The 18,821-nt window shown below is 71.8% G+C and carries 16 protein-coding genes and 3 pseudogenes; 8 read left to right on the top strand and 11 right to left on the bottom strand.

The genetic code is table 11. From position 1 onward, the window contains the following. Positions 1 to 12: 12 nt before the first annotated feature. Positions 13 to 777, bottom strand: coding sequence for a GntR family transcriptional regulator (locus ACFU5K_RS06970; protein WP_384057760.1), 765 nt, complete (start codon positions 775 to 777; stop codon positions 13 to 15). Between the two features lie 384 nt (positions 778 to 1,161). Further along, positions 1,162 to 1,272 (bottom strand): annotated as a pseudogene (locus ACFU5K_RS06965) (RNA polymerase subunit sigma-24); the annotation flags it as partial. 281 nt (positions 1,273 to 1,553) lie between these two features. Here ACFU5K_RS06965 and ACFU5K_RS06960 point away from each other — a divergent pair. After that, positions 1,554 to 2,999: a GNAT family N-acetyltransferase gene (locus ACFU5K_RS06960; protein ID WP_384057821.1), complete on the top strand. Its 1,446-nt coding sequence runs from the start codon at positions 1,554 to 1,556 to the stop codon at positions 2,997 to 2,999. Here ACFU5K_RS06960 and ACFU5K_RS06955 read toward each other — a convergent pair. Continuing rightward, positions 2,926 to 4,149 (bottom strand): trans-sulfuration enzyme family protein, encoded by a 1,224-nt coding sequence (locus ACFU5K_RS06955; protein WP_384057758.1) that lies wholly within the window; start codon positions 4,147 to 4,149, stop codon positions 2,926 to 2,928. The two genes, ACFU5K_RS06960 and ACFU5K_RS06955, sit on opposite strands and share 74 nt — an antisense overlap. 59 nt (positions 4,150 to 4,208) lie before the next feature. On the opposite strand from ACFU5K_RS06955, the gene ACFU5K_RS06950 reads away from it, so the two are divergent. The 3 genes and pseudogenes from ACFU5K_RS06950 to ACFU5K_RS06940 all read left to right on the top strand — a co-directional run. Then, entirely contained in the window at positions 4,209 to 4,739 is a 531-nt protein-coding gene (locus ACFU5K_RS06950) for an Lrp/AsnC family transcriptional regulator (RefSeq protein ID WP_384057756.1), read from the top strand. 67 nt (positions 4,740 to 4,806) lie between these two features. Further along, a complete protein-coding gene (locus tag ACFU5K_RS06945; RefSeq protein WP_384057754.1) occupies positions 4,807 to 6,492 on the top strand; it encodes a DUF885 domain-containing protein in 1,686 nt (561 codons plus the stop codon). 150 nt (positions 6,493 to 6,642) lie between these two features. Beyond that, positions 6,643 to 6,732 (top strand): annotated as a pseudogene (locus ACFU5K_RS06940) (Lrp/AsnC family transcriptional regulator); the annotation flags it as partial. On the opposite strand, the gene ACFU5K_RS06935 reads toward ACFU5K_RS06940, so the two are convergent. The 3 genes from ACFU5K_RS06935 to ACFU5K_RS06925 form a co-directional block, all read right to left on the bottom strand. Next, complete coding sequence (locus tag ACFU5K_RS06935) at positions 6,722 to 9,796, bottom strand: AAA family ATPase (RefSeq protein WP_384057752.1); 3,075 nt, start codon at positions 9,794 to 9,796, stop codon at positions 6,722 to 6,724. The pseudogene ACFU5K_RS06940 and the gene ACFU5K_RS06935 sit on opposite strands and share 11 nt — an antisense overlap. Next, positions 9,793 to 10,959: an exonuclease SbcCD subunit D gene (locus tag ACFU5K_RS06930; RefSeq protein ID WP_384057750.1), complete on the bottom strand. Its 1,167-nt coding sequence runs from the start codon at positions 10,957 to 10,959 to the stop codon at positions 9,793 to 9,795. The genes ACFU5K_RS06935 and ACFU5K_RS06930 overlap by 4 nt, the downstream gene beginning before the upstream one ends. Positions 10,960 to 11,092: 133 nt before the next feature. Beyond that, a complete protein-coding gene (locus tag ACFU5K_RS06925; RefSeq protein ID WP_384057748.1) occupies positions 11,093 to 11,728 on the bottom strand; it encodes a YigZ family protein in 636 nt (211 codons plus the stop codon). Between the two features lie 82 nt (positions 11,729 to 11,810). On the opposite strand from ACFU5K_RS06925, the gene ACFU5K_RS06920 reads away from it, so the two are divergent. Further along, positions 11,811 to 12,227 (top strand): CoA-binding protein, encoded by a 417-nt coding sequence (locus ACFU5K_RS06920; RefSeq protein ID WP_384057746.1) that lies wholly within the window; start codon positions 11,811 to 11,813, stop codon positions 12,225 to 12,227. A gap of 196 nt (positions 12,228 to 12,423) precedes the next feature. Here ACFU5K_RS06920 and ACFU5K_RS06915 read toward each other — a convergent pair whose 3' ends face one another. Both ACFU5K_RS06915 and ACFU5K_RS06910 read right to left on the bottom strand, forming a co-directional pair. Then, positions 12,424 to 13,008: a helix-turn-helix domain-containing protein gene (locus ACFU5K_RS06915; protein WP_384057745.1), complete on the bottom strand. Its 585-nt coding sequence runs from the start codon at positions 13,006 to 13,008 to the stop codon at positions 12,424 to 12,426. A 235-nt stretch (positions 13,009 to 13,243) separates the two neighbouring features. Next, complete coding sequence (locus ACFU5K_RS06910; RefSeq protein WP_384057743.1) at positions 13,244 to 13,996, bottom strand: acyltransferase; 753 nt, start codon at positions 13,994 to 13,996, stop codon at positions 13,244 to 13,246. 148 nt (positions 13,997 to 14,144) lie between these two features. Between ACFU5K_RS06910 and ACFU5K_RS06905 the strand changes: the two genes are divergently transcribed. Then, positions 14,145 to 14,678: a gamma carbonic anhydrase family protein gene (locus tag ACFU5K_RS06905; RefSeq protein WP_384057741.1), complete on the top strand. Its 534-nt coding sequence runs from the start codon at positions 14,145 to 14,147 to the stop codon at positions 14,676 to 14,678. 94 nt (positions 14,679 to 14,772) lie between these two features. Here ACFU5K_RS06905 and ACFU5K_RS06900 read toward each other — a convergent pair whose 3' ends face one another. After that, on the bottom strand, positions 14,773 to 15,435 hold the full coding sequence (locus ACFU5K_RS06900) for a DedA family protein (protein WP_384057739.1): 663 nt from the start codon (positions 15,433 to 15,435) through the stop codon (positions 14,773 to 14,775). A 129-nt stretch (positions 15,436 to 15,564) separates the two neighbouring features. Further along, the gene (locus tag ACFU5K_RS06895) at positions 15,565 to 16,017 is read right to left on the bottom strand and encodes a DUF4442 domain-containing protein (protein ID WP_384057737.1); all 453 of its coding nucleotides are present in this window, start codon (positions 16,015 to 16,017) and stop codon (positions 15,565 to 15,567) included. A gap of 94 nt (positions 16,018 to 16,111) precedes the next feature. Here ACFU5K_RS06895 and ACFU5K_RS06890 point away from each other — a divergent pair, with 94 nt between their 5' ends. After that, a complete protein-coding gene (locus tag ACFU5K_RS06890; protein WP_384057735.1) occupies positions 16,112 to 17,152 on the top strand; it encodes a hypothetical protein in 1,041 nt (346 codons plus the stop codon). Positions 17,153 to 17,262: 110 nt separating this feature from the next. Beyond that, a pseudogene (locus ACFU5K_RS06885) lies at positions 17,263 to 18,008 on the top strand (MFS transporter); the annotation flags it as partial. Here the strand turns inward: ACFU5K_RS06885 and ACFU5K_RS06880 are convergent. Further along, positions 17,970 to 18,815: a spermidine synthase gene (locus ACFU5K_RS06880; RefSeq protein ID WP_384057734.1), complete on the bottom strand. Its 846-nt coding sequence runs from the start codon at positions 18,813 to 18,815 to the stop codon at positions 17,970 to 17,972. The pseudogene ACFU5K_RS06885 and the gene ACFU5K_RS06880 overlap by 39 nt on opposite strands. Positions 18,816 to 18,821 lie beyond the last annotated feature (6 nt).

The raw sequence follows: 18,821 nt of genomic DNA, 5'->3' as shown, positions 1-18,821 counted from the left end.
ACCCGTAGGCGGTCAGGAGGCCTTGCGTTCCTGCGCGTCGTGGCTGATTTCGAGGGCTCCCGAGTCCCCGAAGGTGAGCCTGCAGGTGTCCGCCCGATAGGTGGCGACGGAGACGGCCACCGTGCTCCTCGCGGCGAGGTAACGAGTCGTGACCACCAGGACCGGGGCGCCCGGCAGCCGGTCGAGTTCCTTGGCGTCGTCCGCACGAGCCGATCCGAGCTCGACCGAGCGGTCCTGGCCGTCGAGTTCGAGGCGGTGCAGCTCCCGCAGGAGCCCACGGGCCCTTGCCGGACCGGATGCCGCGTCGATGACGGAGAGTTCGGGTACGGACGATGCCGGGACGTACAGGAGTTCGGCCGCGACGGCCTGCCCCTGGGTGGCCCGGATGCGGCGCACCACGTGCACCGTCTCACCGGCGTCCACGCCGAGGGCGGTGGCCACCATTGCGGGTGCGGCGCCGACGGTGCACTCGACGGGCTGCCACGCCTCGTCCGCGTCTCCGGACCAGCCGTGCTGCGCGTTGGCGACGGCCACCCCTACGCGCGGCGGAGCGACGGTCGTGCCGACGCCGCGGCGCCGCTGCAGCCGTCCCTCGAGTTCGAGCTGCTCCAGTGCCTGCCTGAGCGTGGCACGTGCGACACCGAAGCGCGCCGCGAGATCCCGCTCGTTGGGCAGTACCTCTCCCACCGCGAAGTCCGAGTCGAGCGCCTCACTGAGCACGGTCTTGAGGTGCCAGTACTTCGGCTCCTGTACCGATTCCAGCTGCGTGGTCCCCACCCTGTCCTCCGCAATCGCTCGACGGCTTTCCGAGACGTTATTTATTAAAGGTTCCTGCCTTAACGTTCAGACCTTAGGGCGCCTCACCACCTTGGTCAAGACCAATCATCGCTCGGTAACGGAGAGAGACGGCACTTGCCGCAGAGCGTTCACGGGACGTTCGCGCGGCCGTGAGCCCAGGCAACACGAAGCCCACGACAGACCATCCGTCGGGAGTCGTGACGCATGCGCCGCGCGGCTACGGGTGGGACGTCGCAGTGCCACAGGCGTGGGGGCAGCACGCACCCGAGCGGCCGGCGCCCGTGCGCATTCGGTGCGGAGTGCGCCATGGGTGATCAGCCCCGGGGCCCGGTCGGGGCCGGGCAGGACGGGCAGGTCCGCGCGCTAGCCGACGTGAAGCCCTGACAGCTTGTCGGGGTTGCGGATCAGGTAGACACACCGGATGGCCCCGTCGGTGACCTCGGTCTGGAAGACGGTGTCCACCTCCCCGTCCACACCGAACGGCAGTCACTTCGCCATCCCAGCCGAGGCACCGGAGGGTGTCCAGCGGGAATCGCGCCGACCCCTGACCTCGCCGCCTGAAGCTACGACTGCGGGCACAGGCCGGCACGGTCCCTCTTCGACAGGGTGCTGCAAGCCTGGGCGCGCCGGTCAGTGAGCCGCCCGAAAAAAGGTGCCGAAGGCGTCCAGAACGACCGGATCCACACGTAACCCATCAGTCACAGTGCGTTCGTGGTCAGGCAACACCGCTCGGTCACAGTAGCCGCATGACTGATGTGACATCCGCGAAGAGTGCCCGCCGTCCGCACCACTGGCGGCGGGATCTGATCGAGCTGGCCGCACTCTTCACCGCGGTAGCGGTGGCCGACGCGATCGCCAACCTGATCGGGCACCAGCCCGACGGCCCCTATCTGCTCGTCGCCTCCGCCATGGCCCTCACGGCAACGGCCGCGTTCCACACGTGGTGGTCACGCCGGCACAGCCACGCACCGCCCCCGGATACCGGTGCCGTGGCCGCCGCACGGGCGGACCTCGCCTCGGCAGGCGGGGACGAGGAGGTGGAGACGGTGCTGTGGCGGATGCGGACAACAGTGCAGGACACACCGGGCACCCTGGCGGCCCTCTGCATCGCACTCGCCCGCCACAGGATCGACATCCTCACCCTGCAGACGCACCCGCTGGCGGAGGGCACCGTCGACGAGTTCCTGCTGCGGGCGCCCGGCGCGCTCCCGGCGCAGCAGCTCACCCGGGAGATCGCCGCGGCCGGCGGGACGTCCACATGGATCGAGCGCGCGGACGCGCACGACCTGGTCGACACGCCCACCCGGGTCCTCGGCCTCGCCACCCGCACGGCCCTGGACGCGGCCGAACTGCCCCTCGCCCTGCGTCAGCTCCTCGGCAGGTGCACCATCCACTCGCTGCCCGCCCTGTCGGTCACCGGGCGGCCCACCGGGGAGAGCGCGCCGGTCGAAGGTGCCCTGGAGGACACCGTGATGAGGCTGCGCGATCCGTCCGGCGGTGTCATCAGCGTCGAACGCCCCTACCTCCCCTTCACCCCCACGGAGTTCGCCCGCGCGCGAGCGCTGGTGGAGCTCGACGCCCGGCTCGGACCCCGGGTACCTCGCAGCGAGGACATCCTCACGCTGCCGGAGGGCAACGAGATCACGGTCCGCCGGGCCGATCAGGGCGACCTGGACGCGGCGGTCGCCATGCACGACCGCTGCTCCGAGCGCACCCTCGGTCTCCGCTACCACGGCCCGGTCCGCGACGCCGACCGTTATCTGGACCACCTGCTGAGCCCGCGCTTCGGCCGCACCCTCGCCGTGCAGACGGCTTCCGGCCGCCTGGTGGCGCTCGGACACCTGCTCTGGGACGGGGACGAGACCGAGGTCGCCCTCGTGGTCGAGGACGACTGGCAGCGCCGCGGAATCGGTTCACAGCTCCTGGAGCGCCTGGTGGGGCTGGCGGTCGAGGCAGGATGCGAGAGCGTCTACGCCGTGACGCAGGCCCACAACACGGGGATGGTCGCGGCGATGCGCGCGTTGTCGCTGCCCCTGGACTACCAGATCGAGGAAGGCACGCTCGTCATCACCGCGCGGCTGGCCCCGTCGCCTGCCCGGCCGGCCTCGGAGCCCGCGGACCGGACGGCTACCGGGTCTTCGGGACAGCCGCCCCAGCCGCTCCCCCGACCCGGACGGACGGGACGGCCGTTCCGTCACTGAGTGCCTGACAGAGGTCCGCCCACAGGTCCTCGACGTCCTCCAGACCGACCGACATGCGCAGCAGCCGGTCGCCGATGCCCGAGGCCCGCCGGTCTCCCTCGTCCACGATGCGGTGGCTGATGGAGGCCGGATGCTGGATCAGGCTGTCCACGCTGCCGAGGCTCACGGCGGGCGTGATCAGGCGGACCCCGGCGATGATCCGGTGCGGGTCCCCGTACACCTCGAAGGACACCATCGCACCGCCCACCTCCGGGTAGTGGACGCGGGCGATGCGGGGGTCGCCCGCGAGCCTGCGGGCGAGTTCCGCGGCGGACGCCGATGCGGCCCTGACCCGGACCGGCAGCGTGGACAGACCGCGCAGCAGCAGGTATCCGGCCATCGGGTGCAGCACACCGCCGGTGGCGAACCGGACCTGCCGCAGCGTCGAGGCGAACTCCTCGTCGCAGGCGACCACTCCGCCCATCACGTCGCCGTGTCCGCCGAGGTACTTGGTCGCGCTGTGCAGGACGATCCGGGCCCCGTGCTCGACCGGCCGCTGCAGCACCGGCGTGGCGAAGGTGCTGTCGACCAGCAGCGGCACGGATCCGCAGGAGTGGGCGACGGCTCTGATGTCGATCTCGGCCAAGGTCGGGTTGGCGGGCGTCTCGACCATCACCAGACCGGTGTCCGGGCGGATCGCCTCCGCGACGCCCGCCGGATCCGTCCAGGTCACCTCGGTGCCCAGCAGCCCGGCGCTCAGCAGGTGGTCGCTGCAGCCGTAGAGGGGACGCACCGCCACCACGTGCCGCAGCCCCAGGCTCGCCCGGGCCAGCAGGACGGCGGTGAGAGCCGCCATTCCGCTGGCGAAGGCCACGGCGCTCTCGGCGCCTTCCAGCCGGGCGAGCGCTGTCTCGAAGCGGGCCGTCGTGGGGTTGTCGAGCCGTGCGTAGACGGGCGGCCCGTCGGGCCTGGCCCCGGTCGTGGCGAAGGAGTCGATGCGCTCGGCCTCACCCCGGGAGTCGTACGACGGGTAGGTGGTGGACAGGTCGATCGGCGCGGCGTGCAGACCGAGAGAGGCGAGATCGTCGCGTCCGGCGTGCACGGCTTCGGTGGCGAGCGCCCTGGACCGGAAGGGGGCCTGGGATGTCAGGGAGGAGGCTTCGGTGTCCATGACGCCAGCCTGAACAATCAACGGGCGAACGGGCCGGAACGCCGTGCTACGTTCGCCGAATGCCTGAATCTGTCGCGCTCGATCCGGTAGACCTGCATATTCTGCGACTGCTGCAGAACGATGCCCGGACGACGTACCGGGAACTCGCCGCGGAGGTGGGCGTGGCGCCTTCCACGTGTCTCGACCGGGTCGCGCGGCTGCGCCGCTCGGGAGTCATCCTCGGACACCGGCTCCGCATCGACCCGGCACGGATCGGCCGCGGTCTGGAGGCACTCCTGCTGATCCAGGTACGGCCCCACCGCCGGGAACTGATCGGCCCGTTCGTCGAACGGATCCGGGCGCTGCCGGAGTCCCGGGCCTTCTTCCACCTCACCGGCCCGGACGACTACCTGGTGCACGTGGCAGTCGCCGACCCGGCTGACCTGCAGCGGCTGGTACTGGATGAGTTCACCTCGCGCCGGGAGGTGGCGCGGGTGGAGACCCGGCTGATCTTCCAGCAGTGGGAGTGCGGCCCGCTGATGCCGCCACCGGCCGGCCCGCGGTCCCCCGCCGCCGTCCAGGAACAGCATCAGGATCCTCCGGCCCCGTAATGGATCTTTCCCGGCCGAAGTCGTATTACCCGTGACGTGAGGGCCCCGGCCGTACGAGGATGTCCACATGTCAGACACATCGAGCAGCCCGCTGCCCCGCCAGGTCGCCGACGCATACGTCGACGCGTACATCGAACTCGACCCGATCACAGGCACCTACCTCGGTGTCGCGGAAAGCTCCCGCAGGCTGCCCGATCTCTCACCCGACGGTCAGGCGGCCATGGCCGGTCTCGTCCGGCGCACCCTGGTGGAACTCGACGCCGCCGAGCGGGTACCGGGCGCGGACGCCGAGGAGGAGAGGCGCTGCGCGCGGCTGCTGCGGGAGCGACTGACGGCCGAACTCGCCATCCACGAGGCCGAGGAGGGCCTGCGGGCCGTCTCCAACATCCACTCCCCCGTACACAGCCTGCGGGACGTCTTCTCGGCGACGCCCACCGCGACGGACGAGGACTGGGCGGCCGTCAGAGAGCGCCTGCGGGCGGTTCCCGCCGCGATCGAGGGGTACCGCGCCTCGCTCGCACTCGGGCTGGAGCGCAAGCTGTACGGCGGGCCGCGACCGACCGCCACGTTCATCGGACAGCTGGGAGCCTGGTCGGGCGACGACGGCCCCGCGTTCTTCGAGGACTTCGTGACCCAGGGACCCGACTCCCTGCGCGCGGAGCTGGACGAAGCGGCCACGCAGGCCACCGCGGCGCTCGTCGCGCTGCGCGACTGGCTGAGCGAGGTGTACGCCCCGGCGATCGAGGGCGCCCCGGACACCGTGGGCCGTGAGCGCTACGCCCGCTGGGCGCGCCAGTTCAACGGCACGGACCTGGATCTGGACGAGGCGTACGCGTACGGCTGGTCCGAGTACCACCGGCTGCTGACCGAGATGAGGGCCGAGGCGCACAAGATCCTTCCGGACGCGGGCCCGTGGGAGGCACTCGCCCATCTCGATGTGCACGGGAAGCACATCGAGGGCGTGGAGGAGGTGCGGGAGTGGCTTCAGCAGTTGATGGACGAGGCCATCGAAGCCCTGGACGGCACGCACTTCGAACTCGCCGAGCGGGTGCGGAAGGTGGAGTCGCGCATCGCTCCCGCAGGCGGCGCCGCAGCGCCGTACTACACCGGCCCTTCGGAGGACTTCTCCCGCCCTGGCCGCACCTGGCTGCCGACCATGGGCGAGACCCGCTTCCCCGTGTACGACCTGGTGTCCACCTGGTACCACGAGGGCGTGCCCGGTCACCACCTGCAGATCGCGCAGTGGACGCACGTGGCCGAGAGCCTCTCCCGCTACCAGGCGTCGATCGGTCACGTCAGTGCCAACGCCGAGGGCTGGGCGCTGTACGCCGAGCGGCTGATGGACGAGCTGGGTTTCCTGCCTGACGCGGAGCGCCGCCTCGGCTACCTGGACGCCCAGATGATGCGCGCCTGCCGCGTGATCGTCGACATCGGCATGCACCTGGAGCTCGAGATCCCCGCGGACTCGCCGTTCCACCCGGGTGAGCGGTGGACACCGGATCTGGCGCAGGAGTTCTTCGGCGCGCACAGCGGCCGGCCGGCGGACTTCGTGGAGAGCGAGCTGACCCGCTACCTGTCGATGCCGGGGCAGGCGATCGGCTACAAGCTGGGCGAGCGCGCCTGGCTGCTGGGCCGGGAGAACGCCCGCAAGGCGCACGGGGACGCGTTCGACCTCAAGGCCTGGCACATGGCCGCCCTGTCGCAGGGGTCGCTCGGCCTCGACGACCTGGTGGACGAGCTGTCCAGGCTCTGATCGCGCCGGTGGCGGGGCCCGTTAGACCGGGCCCCGCCACCTCCCGTGCTGGTACGAGACGTTCGAGGATCTCACCCCGCGCAGTGCCTGGCAGCCCCTGCGCGCGGGAGACGTCCCGGCAGGTCCCGCGCCGGCAACTACAAGCCGTTCCAGGTCGCGGGCCGGATCGGCACCCTCGGTTCCGTGACCACGAGCGTCGTGTACTCCTCGCCGCTGCCCGGGCGGGCCGTCAGCCGCTGAGCGTGCCGCCCGCCCGGTGCCGCACCGCCGACCCGTGACGCTCCTTCACCACTTCGAGCTGGACTGGGATACGGCGGCGCAGGTCGGCGACGTGGCTGACGATGCCGACGCTGCGGTCCCGCTCCCGCAGGGAGTCCAGGACGTCCAGCACCTCGTCGAGGGTCTGGTCGTCCAGACTGCCGAAGCCCTCGTCGATGAAGAGTGTGTCCAGCCGCACGCCGCCCGCCTCGTCCGTCACCACGTCGGCGAGGCCGAGAGCCAGGGCGAGCGAGGCGAAGAACGTCTCTCCGCCGGACAGGGTCGCCGTGTCGCGCTCCCTGCCCGTCCAGGAATCGACGACGTGCAGGCCGAGCCCCGCCCGCCGGCCCCCGCTGCGCTCGTCGGAGTGGACCAGCGTGTAGCGGCCGGACGACATGCGCTGGAGGCGGGCCGTGGCGGCGGCGGCCACCTGTTCCAGGCGGGCCGCCAGCACGTACGCCTCCAGCCGCATCTTGCGTTCGTTGTCCGCCGACGTACCCGCGGTCAGGCCGGCGAGCCGGGCCACCCGCTCGTACTCCTTGCGCAGCGGACCCAGCCCGCGCACCTCGTCCGCGGCAAGGCGCGAGAGCCTGCCGAGTTCGGTGCCGCGCTCCCGAGCGGCGGCATGGGAGGCCGCGCTCTCGCGCAGTGCCCTCACCGACAGGTCGTACGCCGCCTGTGCGTCGCCCGGCGCGGCAGGCGGACGCTGCGCTGCCGCCCCGGCGTCCTTCTCGGCCAGCCGGTCGGCGACCGTGGCGGCTTCCGTCTGCCAGGCGTCGATACGGTGCTGGAGTTCCCGCTGCGCCGTGTCGCCGAGGACCTTCGCCGCGGCGGCCTGCGGGGTGTCGAACCCGGCCCGGAACGCAGCGTCGGCGAGCCTGCCGTCCGCTTCCTTGAGCCGTTCGGCAGCAGTCTGCTCGGCACGGAGGGCCTCTGCCGCGCCCGCGAGCAGACGGGCCCGCCGCCCCAGCAGGTCCGCATGCTCGGCGACCGAACCGCAGGTGCCGCGCGCCTGGGCCAACTCAACTTCCAGTGAGCCCTGTTCTCGGTCGAGGGCTTCCTTCTGGGAGGTCCGGGCCGCCGCACGGCGCTCCGCCTGCCGGCGTGCGTCGAGCCGCACGAGGTGCTCGCGTTCGGCGGCGGCGAGGGCTTCCCGGGCCGCGTGCGTCCCGGCGGCCAGCCGGTGCGCTTGCGCGTGCTCCCCGGTGAGCCGGTCCACGGCCTCCTGCAGCCCGGCGACGGAGGCGGGGTACCCACGGTCCGCCGGGCCAGGCTCGTGCCCCGCTCCGGCTGGATCAGCCGGGTCGCCGTCTCCGGCGGCTTCCGCCCGTGCCGCCGCCAGCCGTTCACGCAGCACGCCGAGCACGCTCTCCTCCTCCGCGCGTACCTGTTCGGCCCGCCGGTGAGCGGCGAGCGCCGCTTCCTCGGTGGCCCGGTCCACGTGGCCCGCCGCCGCGCGGGCGGGGTCGGGGTGTTCGACCGAGCCGCACACCGCACAGGCCGAGCCGTCGACCAGCCGGTCCGCCAGTTCCGCGGCGATGCCCTGAAGTCGCTGCTCGCGCAGTCCGAGCCAGTGCTCGTGTGCCGCGACTGCCCGCTCACGGGCCCGCGTGAGGTCCGCCGTCGCCTGTTCCTCCTGCGCGGTGAGTGCGTCACGACGGCGTGCCGCGTCCAGCCTCCTGCGTGCCGGGGCGAGCCGGCCCGCCAGTTGCTCCGCCCGGGTCGCGGCGAGCTGCGCCGTCTCCACACGTTCCGTGAGACCTCGGCGGGTTGCGTCCCATCCCGCCAGCCAGTCCGCCGCCTCCAGGATCAGTTCGTCATCGGAACGGGACTGCCGCTCCAGTCCCGCCCGTTCGGCGTCGATCTCCCTGCTGCGCCGCTCGGCCCGGCGCGCCGCGTCGAGCGCTCCCAGCTCCGCCCGGATGCCCCGCTCCCTCTCGGCGAGCTGGTCGAAGCCGGCATCGGCCAGATCGGGCGGGAGTCCGGCGCGGGACCGCTCGCGCTCCGCGACGGCGGAGCGGTGCGCACGTTCCGCGTCGTCCCGGAGTTCGAGCGCCGGGACGACGAGGTCGGCCTTGCGCGCGCGGGTCAGCTGCTCGTGGCAGCGGTCGCGCTCGGCGCGACGGTCCTCCAGTCCCGCGGCACGCCGACGGGTCTCCTCGTACCGCTGCTGGAGGCGGGCGAGTTCACGCTCGGCCTCGAGCGCCTCACGCGCGGCCGCGTTCCTGCCCTCCACGCCGTCCAGGACGCATCGGGCGATGTCGAGTCGCTCCTGGGCCCCGCTGCGCGCGACCGCGGCCCACTGGAGGATTCCCTCGGCCAGTCCGGGCTCACCCGGACGTTCCTCGGGGAGGTCCGCCTCTTCCGCTGCCGGTCCGGCGGCCTGTGCGATGCGCTGGGCCAGGGCGAGGATCTGTTCGTCGGCGGCCTTGACCCGGGCCTCGGCCGTCCGGCGCAGCTCGGCCAGGCGGTCCTCGACGGCCGCGAAACGGCGGGTGTCGAAGAGCCTCCCGAGCAGCTTTCCGCGCGCCTCGGCGTCGGCGCGCAGGAAGCGGGCGAAGTCACCCTGGGGCAGCAGGACGACCTGGCAGAACTGTTCGCGGCTCATCCCGATGAGCACGCCGATCTCTTCGCCGATCTCCTGGTGCGAGCGGCTGAGTGCCTGCCAGCTCTTCTCGGCGTCGTACTCGCGCAGCAGGCTCTGCGCCTTCTCCGTTGTGAAACCCCCGCCCCGCTTCTTCGGGCGGGGCTGCGCGGGCCTCCTGGTGATCTCCAGGCGGCGCCCGCCGATGGTCAGCTCCAGGCGCACCTCCGTCGGGAGATCCGCCGGGGCGTGGTCACTCCGCAACGAGGTGCCCGGACTCTGCCGGGCACCGGGGACGGCGCCGTACAGGCCGTAGCAGACGGCGTCGAGTACGGATGTCTTGCCCGCGCCGGTCGGTCCGTGCAGCAGGAAGATCCCCGCGGCGGACAGGGCGTCGAAGTCGACCTCCTGGGTGCCGCCGAACGGCCCGAACGCGGTCAGGGTGAGCTTGTGCAGCCTCAACGCGCCACCTCGTCCACCACGTCATCGACCCGCACGTCGTCGAAGGCGTCACGCAGTACCGTCCGCTCCTGTGCGCTGGGGCCGCTGCCGCCGCGTACATGGGCCACGAAGTCCTCCGCGATCTGCTGGTCGTCGCGGCCCCTGAGCCGCTGGGCGTACGACGTGAGGGGGTCCTCGGGGCGCCGCTCCGGTTCGAAGACCAGGCTGAGGGTGTGCGGGAAGCGCTCGGTGAGCCTGGCCATGGGCTCGTCCGGGCGTACCGGGTCCGTGAGAGTGGCCTCCACCCAGGAGTCGCGGTGCCGTTCGAGCGCGGGGTCGTCGAGGAGGCTGCCCAGGCGTCCGCGCAGGCGGGCGAGAGGGCGCGGTACCGGGCAGTCGATCCGCTCGGCGCCGAGTTCACCACCGGGGCCGAGTTCGACGAGCCACATGGACTTGCGGTGCACGTGCTCGGAGAATGAGTAGGCGAGCGGCGAGCCCGAGTAGCGCACCCTCTCCGTGACGGTCTGGGAGCCGTGCAGGTGGCCGAGCGCGACGTAGTCGACGCCGTCGAAGACGCCGGCGGGCACCGCCGCCACCCCGCCGACCGTGATGTCGCGCTCGCTGTCGCTGGGTTCACCGCCCGCGACGAACGCGTGGGCGAGGACCACGGAGCGGGTCCCGCCCGGCCGGGAGGCCAGATCGGCCCGTACCCGGTCCATGGCTGCCGTGAGGACGGCTTCGTGCCCGGCCTTCGGGGCGCCCAGGGTGTCCTTCACGAGGGCGGGTTCGAGATACGGCAGCCCGTAGAACGCCACCTCGCCGTGGGCATCCTCCAGCAGGACCGGGGTGGCGCAGTCCGCGGGTTCGGTGCGCAGGTGGATGCCGGCCCGGGCGATCAGCCCGGCGCCGACGCCCAGCCTGCGGGCCGAGTCGTGGTTCCCGGAGATCATGACCGTGGGCACTCCGGCCGCCGCGAGCCGGTGCAGCGCGTCGTCGAACAGCTGGACGGCCGTGAGTGGCGGAACGGCTCGGTCGTACACGTCTCCGGCCACGACGACGACGTCGACCGCCCGCTGCCGCACCGTCCCCACGAGGTGGTCGACGAACGCCGCCTGGGCTTCGAGCAGGGAGACCCTGTGGAGCGACCGGCCCAGGTGCCAGTCCGAGGTGTGCAGGATCCTCACGACGTCACTCCGGCTGTTTCGACCCGCATGTTCCACTTCCTCCGCCCCCAGGACCTCACCGGTCCGGCGTCCTGCCCGCCGCGGGTTTCCGCGCCGGGCCCGGCCACGCTAGTGCCGCGGGGTCCGGGACACCTCATCCGCCCCGGACGTCCCCGTACGCCTCGCCACCCAGTTCGAGGGTCGCGGAGCCCGCTGTGGCGTCGGCCAGCCAGCCCCTGAATTCGTCGACCTCGGCGTCCGGGAGCCCGATCCCGAAGGTGACCGCCTCCGCGTATGTGACGTCGTGGACGGCGTGGCCGCTCGTGCGCAGATCGTTCTCCAGCTTGCCCGCCCTGTGGTGGTCCACGGTCACGGTGGCGAGCCGGAACCGGCGCCGGGTGACCGTGCCCAGAACGTCGAGCGCCTCCCCGACCGCGCCGCCGTACGCGCGGATCAGCCCGCCCGCGCCGAGTTTGACCCCGCCGAAATAGCGCGTGACCACGGCCACGCTGTACCGCACCTCACGGCGCATGAGCATCTGCAGCATCGGGACGCCCGCCGTCCCGCCGGGTTCGCCGTCGTCACTGGCCTTCTGCACCGCGGCCTCGGCCCCGATGACGTACGCGAAGCAGTTGTGGTTGGCGGTGGGGTGCTCCTTGCGGATGCGCGCGACGAACTCCTGCGCCTCGTGCTCGGTGGCCGCCGGGGCGAGTGCGCAGAGGAAGCGCGATCGGCCCACCTCGGTCTCGTGCACACCCGCGCGGGCGACGGTGCGGTACTGCTCCTGCATCCGCCCACCCTATGCGCCCGCTCCACCGCGCCCTTCACTCTCCCGTGGGGAATGGTTCGGCGTGACCGTCCGTTGTCCGGGCATGTACGCAGACGATGACACGATCCGCAGGATTCTCCAGGACACGGGCGACACCTGGGCGGTGGTCGGCCTGTCCGGCAACCGCTCCCGCGCCGCGTACGGGGTGGCAGAGGTCCTCCAGCTCTTCGGGAAGAAGGTGGTACCGGTCCATCCCAAGGCCGAGAGGGTCCACGGCGAACAGGGATACGCCTCGCTGGCGGAGATCCCCTTCCCCGTCGACGTGGTGGACGTCTTCGTCAACAGCGAACTGGCCGGAGGCGTCGCCGACGAGGCGGTGGCGGCAGGGGCGAAGGCGGTCTGGTTCCAGCTCGGCGTGATCGACGAGGAGGCGTACGCACGCACGCGGGAAGCCGGGCTCGACATCGTGATGGACCGCTGTCCCGCAATCGAGATACCCCGCTTGCCCCACCGCTCCTGATCATCCCCGCACGCCCCCGCGCCCGCCGCTGACGGCGACGCGCCTACCGCTGCGTGGTTGCGCCGGACGGAAGGCGCCGCTGGTGGGAGTACGAGGCGGGATGAGCAGGTCCAGCCGTTCGGCGGCGGGCGGGGCATCACTGAAGGTGCCCAGGGGTGCGCGCATACGGCTCACGCCGACATCCCTCAGCGGCGGCTCACTTGCCCTCCCGGCGCACCGGCGGGATCGACACGGCCATGGTCATCTCGGCAGGCTCGTCACCGTCGTTGCGGTAGCTGTGCGGCACATGGGCCTCGAACGTCGCCGACGTCCCGGCCGGCACGTGGTGCGCCTCACCGTCCACGACCAGCGTCATCCTGCCCGCCGTGACGTGGAGGAGTTCGACCGTGCCCTCGGGGTGCGGGTCGGAGGCGCTGGCGTCACCGGGCATGAGGCGCCAGGACCAGAGCTCGATCGGCCCCCGGGCCTCGGTGCCGACCAGCAGTGTCGTCGAACTGCCCGCTTCCGTCGACCACATGCGCACCGCCTGTTCTTCGGGCACCAGTCGCACCTGTGGACCCTGCTCGTAGTCGAGCAGGGCCGTGATGCTGACTCCCAGCGCGTCGGCCAGCTTCACAGTGGTCCCGACACTCGGGTTCGTTCGCGCCTGCTCGATCCGGATGATCATGCCCCGGCTGACCCCCGCCCGGGCAGCGAGGGCGTCCAGGGTGAACCCCCGCTCACCTCGCCAGCGCTTGAGGTTGCGGGCGAGCGACTGCGTGAGCTGATCGAGGTCAGACACATTCCGTCCAATATCCTGAATGACAGAGTCGAAAATACTGCACTACGGTGTGGTGCACCCACCCGACCACCGCACTGTACTGCGAGGCGCTCGATGGCAGCCCTGTTCGCCCTGGCCACGAGCCTGCTGTGGGGTCTGGCCGACTTCGGCGGCGGCCTGCTCACCCGGCGCATGCCCTGCCGGACAGGCGCCCCGGCGAGCACGGGTCGATCGAGTCCGCCGCTCCCGGCAGGGGTCAGGCTTCCGGCGCCGGTTCCTCCAGCAGGAGCGCCACGGCCTGGAGCTGTTCGGGAGTGACCCCGTCCGGAATGGGCACCGGTGCCGGCGTCCGCAGGGGCGGCTGCCAGCCCTCCTGCGGGTCCCAGCTCCGCACCACCCTGGCCGGTGCCCCCGCCACCACCGCGTGGTCGGGTACCTCTCCGCGCACGACGGCCCCCGCCGCGACCACGACGTTCCGGCCCAGCCTGGCACCCGGAAGGATGACCGCTCCGGTGCCGATCCAGCACCCCGGACCGATCGAGACCGGCTCCATGCGCGGCCACTGCTTGCCGACGGGCTCGTGAGGGTCGTCGTAACTGTGGTTGGTGGAGGTGATGTAGACGTACGGGCCGCAGTACGTGTCCGGGCCGATCGACACCGTGGTGTCGGCGATGACATGACTTCCGCGGCCCAGCACGACACCGTTGCCGAGCGTCAGGATGGGCTCGGAGCCGAGGTCGAGGTCGGGCATCAGCCCGGCGGTGAGGGTCACCCGCTCTCCGATGATGCAGTGGTCGCCGAGCTCGATCCACGGCTCCCCGAACACCGTGCCCTGCGGGAAGGCGAGGCGGGTGCCCGTACCGATGCGGCCGAATCGGAGCCGCCCCGGATGCTGCGAGGTGACCGCTCCGGTCTCCTGCGCCCAGGCCCAGACACGGTGGACGGCGCGGGACGTGACACCACGGCGGATGCGGGCCAGGGAGGAGAACGTGTTTCGGTTCTTCGGCACCCGCTCACGGTAGTCGGCCGGTCCGGAGCGGGTCCGCGCGGCGGGCTGTGATGTTCACCCCACCTCAGCGGGCAGATGGGGGCGTCCATTACGGTTCGTCCGGAGCAAGGGGCGCCGCACGCACCATATTCCAGCGGAGGAGCAGGCGATGGCAGAGCAGGCATTGGTCACCGGCATCGGCGGCAGGGAACCGGACATCGACCCGGACGCCTTCCTCGCACCGACGTCCGTCGTCGTCGGCGAGGTGTCGTTGGCCGCGGGTTCCAGCGTCTGGTACCAGGCCGTGCTGCGCGCCGACTGCGGTCCCATCTCGCTCGGACCGGGCAGCAACATCCAGGACAACTGCAGCGTCCACACCGACCCCGGCTTCCCCCTGACCGTGGGCGCCCGCGTCTCCGTGGGCCACAACGCCGTGCTGCACGGCTGCGTGATCGAGGACGACGTCCTGGTCGGCATGGGAGCCACCGTGCTCAACGGCGCCCACATCGGCGCTGGTTCACTGATCGCGGCGCAGGCACTCGTCCCGCAGGGGATGCGAGTCCCCCCGGGCTCCCTGGTCGCCGGAGTACCCGCCAAGGTGAAGCGGCAGCTGACCGACGAGGAGCGGGAGGGCATCGCCTTCAACGCGGCCGGTTACGTGGAGCTGGCGAAGGCGCACCGCGAGGCGCACCGGAACAACTGACCGGGCGAAGGCGCATCGCACGCGCACCGGAACCAACGGGGCGAGGGCGCACCGGAAGAGGCCGCCCCATGTCCCGCTCGGGACGAAGCCGGTTTCAGTCGGCCGCCGGCACCGCGTCCGGCTCGGGTGCCGCGACAGGAGCGTCGGCCTGTTCGGCTGCCTTCCTGGCCCTGTTCTTCAGCACCAGCATGGAGACGAGGCCGAACAGCACGGCCGCCAGCAGCCCCAGCCATGAGAAGCGCTTGAGCCACGCCTCGGCGACGACGCCCACCGAGTAGATGACGGCGGTGGTGCCACCGGCCCAGACGATCCCGCCCAGCACGTTGGCGATCAGGAACTTCCAGTACGGCATCCGGAGGACGCCTGCCAGGGGCCCTGCGAAGATCCGCAGCAGTGCGACGAAGCGGCCGAAGAAGACCGCCCACATCCCCCATTTCTCGAACGACCGCTCCGCCAGGGCGATCTGTGGCGCGCCGAAGTGCTTGGGGAACCTGCCGCCGAGCCACGCGAGCAGCGGGCGGCCGCCTCTGCGGCCGATGGCGTAACCGACCGAGTCGCCGATGATCGCCCCGGCCGAGGCGCAGGCGCCGAGCACCACCGGGTCGATGTCGCCGTGCTGGGAGGCGAGGAGAGCCGAACTCACGAGGATGATCTCGCCGGGCAGCGGGATGCCCAGGCTTTCGAGCCCGATGACGACCCCCACCAGGAGGTAAATGCTGACCGCGGGTACGGTCTCCAACCACTCCTGGACGTGCATCGCCGGTCCTTCCCGTAAAAAAACTGTCGCCGTGCACCACGCATGGTGCACGGCGGGCAGCCTACCGGTCCGGCGGGCGGGAGCGGTCGTCGCGACCCCCGGGCAGGTCCGCGTGGGAGCGGTGCCCGTTCAGCGGTTCGGACGCAGCGTCCAGACCACGCTCATCTCACTGGTCACGGCCCCGTCGGCGCGCCGGATCTCGACGCTCACGGGGAACTCGGGGCGCTTGCCCTCGTCGAGTTCGGCGACGACCTCGGCCGCCGGGCGGCCCAGCACCGCGGTCGCGGTGAGATCACCCATGGCCACCTTCTTGAAGGCCATCTCCGTGGTGACGGGCAGCGGGACCGCCCGTGCCATCTGATCTCCGAAGGCGGCCACGACTATCGCGCCGCTGGCCGACTCGGCGAGGGTGAACATCGCTCCGGCGTGCGGCCCACCGAGGTGGTTGTGATATTCGGCCTGGTCCGGGAGCAAGAGGACAGCGCGCTCCGCGGTCGTCTCCAGATACGTGATGCCGAGGGTCCTGACCATCGGGACGCTCGCGGACAGCATGTCGCCGACTGTCGTCTCTTGGGTGCTCATGGACGTCATGTTACTAGCCAGTAGCAGGCTTTGACCATCCCCTCACAGGGGCGCCCATAGCAGCGGGCGCCCCTCCCCTCTATGGTTACTGGCCATGTGGCCAGGACAGCAGCCGCCCGGGGGCGAGCAGAACCCGCAGGACCAGAACCACAACCCGTACCAGCAGCCGGGGTACCAACAGCCGAATCCCTATCAGCAGCCGGGGTACCAGCAGCAGGGTCAGCCGGGTTATCCGCAGCCCAACCCGTACCAGCAGCCGACCGCGCCGCAGTACGCCGTACCGGGGCAGCCCGGGGGCCCGCGACCCGACGACAAGAGGAAGACGACGATCGTCGCCGTCGTCGCCGCCACCGCGGTCGTCGCAGTGGCGGTGGTGACGGGCGTCGTGGTCATGAACAACAAGGACGACAAGGGCGGGCCGGCGGTGGCCGGCGGCAAGTCGTCCTCGTCGCCGTCGGCGAAGCCGTCCGACACGGCGTCCTCGCCCGCGGCGAACCCGCGCGGCGGCGAGGACGCCGCGCCCACCGTCCCGGGCTGGAAGGTCGTGACCAATCCCAAGTGGGGCACCCGGTTCGACGTGCCCGGTGACTGGGAGGTCGCGGGGACCGGCGTGTTCTCCGGTTTCGAGGACGTGAAGGACCCCACCGGCCCACCGGCCGTCGGCTTCTCCGCACCCGCGCACTACAAGAGCAAGTGGTGCGTCGACGACGCGGACAAGGACGGCACCAAGGAGGACACCGGCCTGGCCGGTGTCGGCACCAAGGGCGGCCAAGGCGCCAAGAGCACCGACGAGGCCGCGAAGAACGAGGCAGCCAACTGGGTCTGGGCCGCCTACGCGCAGGAGGACCCGAAGAGCAAGGTCAAGATCGGCGAGCCCAAGCCCTACACGACCAAGTCGGGCCTTTCCGGCAGCGTCGCCACCGCCACGGCGACAGATCTGGCGAACAAGGACAAGTGCGACACCGACGGCAAGTCGATCGCGTTCACCTTCAAGAACGCCAAGGCCGAGTACGCGTCCTGGATCCTCTACGCCAACGCAGGGGTCGACGATGAACTCCCGGACGCCACCATTCAGAAGATCCTCAGCACCGTGCGCCTGACCGAAAGCGCGGAGAGCGGCGCGAGCCCTTCCTGAGTCCCCGGCAGCCCGGCGCACAGGGCGCACCCATTTGGCGGTGGGGGGCCGCTGCGGGGGATAGTCCCTTGGTGACCTCCCCCGCCTCCTCCCCCCTTCCCACGCGCCGCGCCGTGCGGGAAGGCCGGCGGGCCTTTCTGGACGTGAGCCACATCCCCGGCCGCGCCCCGGGCGGCGGGCTGCTCTCCGATCCGCGCGACGGGTGGCGGGAAGTCGCCGGCCGGCCCTGGCTCTGGGCGATCGTGCTCCAGTTCAGCGTGGTCGTCGCCGTCGTCGGGGCGGCGGAGGCCGTATACGGACCACTCGTGGCGCGGGATCAGCTCGGCGGTGCCCGCCCCTGGGGGCTCGCGCTCGCCGCGTTCGGCGTCGGCACCCTGGGCGGGGCGCTCCTGATGATGCGCTGGAGACCACGACAGCTGCTGCTGGCCGGGACGCTCTGCGTGTTCCCGCTTGCGCTGCCTTCCGCGGGCCTCGCGATCCCCCTCCCGGTGGCCGGACTCTGCGGGGTGATGTTCGTGACCGGGATCGCCATCGAGGTGTTCGGGGTGTCCTGGATGACGGCCCTGCACCAGGAGATCCCGGAAGAGAAGCTGTCCCGGGTGTCGGCGTACGACTGGTTCGGGTCGGTCGCGATGGTGCCGCTGGCCACGGCCGCGGCCGGTCCGGTCGAGTCGCTCGTGGGCCGCAGCGAGGCGTTGTGGGGCTGCGCGGCGCTGATCGTCCTGGTGACGGCGGGCGTGCTGCTGGTGCCGGACGTACGGAGTCTGACGCGCCGAAGCACGGTCAAGGACATAGGGGCGCCGGTCGCCCCCGGGAGTCAGCCGATGCTGAAAGCCCCGTCGGGCGGCTCGGGTGAGGCGACGGCCTCGCTGTCCCGCACCGGCCTCGCACCGTTGACGAGACGGTTGAGCGATGCACCGTGCTCCACCCTCGCGGGGAAGGCGTCGGCGGCGCACAGCCTGGTCAGCGGGGCGATGTCGAGCGGCGCCCGGGAGGCGAGAAGCACGGTGTTGCCGAAGCGCCGGCCGCGCAGGACGGCCGGTTCGGCGATAAGGGCGAGCTCGTCGAACACATCCGCGAAGTTGGCCAGTTGCGAGCGGAGGAACGCGAAGGGCGCACTGTCGGCCAGGTTGGCCGCGTAGATCCCGTCCGCTCTCAGGACGCGGGCGGCGGACCGGGCGTACTCGGCGGACGTCAGGTGGGCGGGCACCCGCGCGCCGCCGAAGACGTCGGCGATCAGGAGGTCGGCGGAGTCCCGCGGCGCCTGTTCGAGCCAGGCCCGGGCGTCGGCGGCGTGCACCGTGACCCCGGCCCCCTCGGGCAGCGGCAGGAACTCGCCGACCATCTCGACGAGCCCGCCGTCCGCTTCGGCCACGTCCTGACGTGAGCCGGGACGGGTCCGCGCCGCGTAGCGCGGCAGCGTGAGGGCGCCGCCGCCGAGATGCAGGATGTCCAGCGGCACACCGGGGGCCGCGGCACGGTCCACGACATGGCCGAGCCGGCGTACGTACTCGAATTCCAGGTGCTCCGGGTCGTCGAGGTCGACGTAGGACTGCGGGGCACCGTCCACCGTGAGCAGCCACGCCCGCTCCCGGTCGACGTCGGGCAGCAGCCTGGCAGTGCCGTGGCCGGTGTCGCGGATGACGGGTATCGACTCGTTCACTCCCCC

The sequence above is a fragment of the Streptomyces sp. NPDC057428 genome (assembly GCF_042803195.1).
Taxonomy (GTDB): Bacteria; Actinomycetota; Actinomycetes; order Streptomycetales; family Streptomycetaceae; genus Streptomyces.
Note: the sequence above shows the minus strand (reverse complement) of the source record. Positions and strands in the feature narration are given on the sequence as shown.